Annotated in this window: 2 protein-coding genes; both read left to right on the forward strand. The window is 35.7% G+C overall.

The window, feature by feature from the left end:
- Positions 1–1,881: phosphoribosylformylglycinamidine synthase subunit PurL (gene purL / locus VJ881_03480; protein ID HKL75107.1), on the forward strand; the 1,881-nt coding region annotated here is incomplete at its 5' end.
- Positions 1,845–2,588, forward strand: a 744-nt coding sequence (locus tag VJ881_03485; protein HKL75108.1) for a class II glutamine amidotransferase, incomplete at its 3' end; no start/stop codon positions are given. The genes purL and VJ881_03485, both read left to right, overlap by 37 nt.

The following is a 2,588-nucleotide window of genomic DNA, read 5'->3' on the forward strand; positions in this document are numbered from 1 at the left end:
ATAAGAGATATTTTTACAATGGGAGCAAGACCAATTGCCAGCCTTAACTCACTTCGTTTTGGTGAACTTGATGATGAACATGTTCGTTTTTTATTTGATGGTGTAGTTGAAGGAATAGCAGGCTATGGAAACTGTATTGGGATTCCAACTGTTGGTGGAGAAGTATATTTTTCAGATTCATATAAAGAAAACCCACTGGTTAATGCGATGAGTGTTGGTTTAATGGACCAGGAAGATATTTCTACTGGAACAGCTAAAGGTGTAGGTAATCCAGTTATGGTTGTTGGTGCTACTACCGGTCGTGATGGAATCCAGGGAGCAAGTTTTGCTTCTGATGAACTAACTGAAGAATCTGAAGAAGATAGACCTGCTGTCCAGGTTGGAGATCCATTTATGGAAAAACTTTTACTGGAAGCTTCTCTTGAATTAATCAAAACAGGAGCACTGGTAGGTATTCAGGATATGGGAGCAGCCGGCCTTACAAGCTCATCCTGTGAAATGGCCTCCCGTGGTGGAGCAGGTATTGAATTTGATATAGATTCAGTACCTAAACGAGAAGAAGGAATGACTCCTTATGAAGTGCTTTTATCAGAATCACAGGAGAGGATGTTAGTTGTCCCCAAAAAAGGTAAGGAAGATTTGGTTAAAGAGATTTTTGAAAAATGGAACTTAAAAGCAGCTGTAATTGGAAAGGTAACCGATGATGGTATGCTCAGAGTTTTTAATAAAGGAGAGATTGTAGCAGAAGTTCCAGCAAGTTCACTTGCTGATGATGCTCCAGTTTATGAAAGAGAATCAAAAAAACCGGAATATTTAGATGAATTGCAGTCTAAAGATGTAAATGACTTTTTAGCTGAAGAAAAAGAAATTGATTTTAATGATAGACTTCTAAAATTAATGGAAAATCCTAATATAGCGAGTAAAGAATGGGTATATGAACAGTATGATCATATGGTTAGGACAAACACTGTAGTCCATCCAGGTTCAGATGCAGCAGTACTCCGAATAAAAGGAACAAAAAAGGGACTTGCTATTTCTACTGATTGTAATAGCCGTTATTGTTATTTAGATCCAGAAAGAGGTGGAAGTATTGCAGTAGCAGAAGCAGCTCGTAATGTAGTATGTTCAGGAGCAAAACCACTGGCAATTACTGATGGACTTAATTTTGGGAATCCTATGAATCCAGAAATTTTCTGGCAATTTGAAAAATCAGCTGAAGGAATTTCTAAAGCCTGTGAAAAATTAGGGACACCGGTTACAGGTGGAAATGTAAGTTTTTATAATGAAAGTCCTAAAGGGGCAGTTTATCCTACACCTATTATTGGTATGGTAGGTTTAATGAGTGATGTAGAAAAAGCTGTTACTCAGGATTTTAAAGATGAAGGAGATATTATTTTTCTGATTGGAGAAACTAAAGAAGAACTTGGAGGAAGCGAATATCTAAAAACTTTTTATGATAAAGAAGAAGGTAGAGTACCTGAAATTGATATTGATTTAGAAAAAGATGTACAGGATTTTGTATTAAATGCGATTGAAGCTGGAATAGTAAAATCTGCCCATGATTGTTCAGAAGGTGGACTGGCTGTTAATCTTGCAGAAAGTTGTATTAATGGAAATAAAGGAGCTGAAATTGATTTGGGAAAATCTTCTTTAACTGATATTGCCAAACTTTTTGCAGAATCACAGAGTAGAATTGTAATTAGTATAGCTAAAGATGATCTAGAAAATCTGGAAGAATTAAAGAAAAACAGTAATTTAAATATAGAAAAATTAGGTGAAGTAAAAGGTGAAAACTTAAAGATAAATAATCTAATCGATTTACCACTAAAGGAGCTGAAAGCAAGATGGAAAGAAAGTATAGCATCCAGAATGAAAGCTTAGAGCTCAATAATAATCAAAAATTGACTGATGACAAAATGGCTGAAGAGTGTGGAGTTTTTGGAATTTATAAACCAGGAGAAGGTTATGATGCCGCCAATCTAAGTTATCTTGGACTTCATGCTCTTCAACATAGAGGTCAAGAAAGTGCAGGAATTTGTGTAAATAAAGATGGAAAACTTGATTTATTTAAGGATATGGGTTTTGTAAATAATGTATTTGATGATCAAATTTTAGATTCACTTAAAGGAGATATGGCTATAGGTCATGTTCGTTATTCTACTACCGGTTCCAGTAAATCAGTTAATGCTCAGCCTCTTTTAACCAATTCTATTAAAGGGGAGCTGGCTTTAGCTCATAATGGAAATCTTGTTAATGGTCAGCACCTTAGAGAAAAACTGGAAGGTCTTGGCTCTATTTTTCATTCTGATCTGGACACAGAAGTTATTGCTCATTTGGTATCCCGTTCACTTAAAAATGAAATGATAGAGGCTTTAAAACAGAGTTTAAGTCAGCTTAAAGGAGCTTTTAGTTTGGTTGCCCTTACTTCGGATAGTCTGGTAGCAATTAGAGATCCCCATGGTTTTCGCCCTCTTTCTTTAGGAAAGATTGGTGATGGTTATGTAGTTGCTTCTGAGAGTTGTGCTTTTGATGTGATTGGAGCAGAATATATCAGAGATATAGAACCTGGAGAGATGATTGTTATTAAT

This window comes from Halanaerobiales bacterium, from assembly GCA_035270125.1.
In the GTDB taxonomy this organism is placed as follows: Bacteria; Bacillota; Halanaerobiia; order Halanaerobiales; family DATFIM01; genus DATFIM01.